Origin of the sequence: Sphingomonas sp. CFBP 13706, assembly GCF_014842355.1 — a bacterium.
In the GTDB taxonomy this organism is placed as follows: domain Bacteria; phylum Pseudomonadota; class Alphaproteobacteria; order Sphingomonadales; family Sphingomonadaceae; genus Sphingomonas; species Sphingomonas aerolata.
Window position 1 is genome coordinate 1 of record NZ_JACYVM010000059.1, and the last position, 952, is coordinate 952.

The window sequence follows — 952 nt, forward strand, 5'->3', positions numbered from 1 at the left end:
CAGACTGTGTGGAAACCTCGTCTGAGGATTCCCGTAGATCTCGGCCCATGGTATGTTTCTGCCATGGCGCATCTGGCTGGAACGGACCGCTCGCAGCTCCTGCTGCTGCCCGAAGCGGTGGATGATTATGTCGGACCGGATAATCCGGTCCGGTTCATCGAGGCGTTCGTCGACGGGCTCGACCTTGGCACGGCCGGGTTCGTCCGCGTGCGGCCGAAGGCGACGGGGCGGCCAGGCTATGACCCGGCCGATCTGCTCAAGCTCTACATCTACGGCTACCTCAACCGGGTTCGTTCAAGCCGGCGCCTGGAAGCCGAGACCCACCGCAACATCGAGGTGATCTGGCTGCTGCGGCACCTCAAGCCGGACTTCAAGACGGTTGCCGATTTCCGCCGCGACAACCGTGCCGCCTTCAAGACGGTGTTCCGCGAGTTCGTGGTGCTGTGCCGCCAACTCGACCTGTTCGGGCGCGAGCTCGTGGCGGTGGACGGTACGCGCATCAAGGCGGTCAATAACAAGAACCGCAACTTTACTCGCACCTCGCTCACCAGGTTCATCCAGGAAGCCGACGAGAAGCTCGCCGGGTACATGAAGCGGCTCGATGAGGGAGACGCCGACGATGACTACACGCCGGGCGGCGGTTCCGGTCGGGGTAACGGCAAGCTGGCCGAGAAGATCGCAGCCATCCAGGGCAAGCGTGACCGGCAGAAGGCGCTGCTGGGCGAGATGGAGCGCACCGGCGCCGAGCAGATCTCGCTCACCGATCCGGATGCCCGCGCGATGGCGCGCATGACCAAGGTGGGCGTCGGCTACAACATCCAGCTCGCCGTTGACGTGAAGCACAAGCTGATCGCCGAGCAGGCGGTGAGCAACCAGGTTCTCGACCTGGGCCTGCTCGCCGAGACCGCGACAGCGGCAATGGAGGCGCTCGGCGTCGACCGCATCGAGGCGG

1 protein-coding gene is annotated in these 952 nt (G+C 64.8%); it reads left to right on the plus strand.

Translation table 11 applies throughout. The annotated features are described in order from the left end of the window. Nucleotides 1-63 precede the first annotated feature (63 nt). A partial coding sequence (locus IFS44_RS21635; protein ID WP_192100206.1) for a transposase occupies nucleotides 64-952 on the plus strand: 889 nt, incomplete at its 3' end.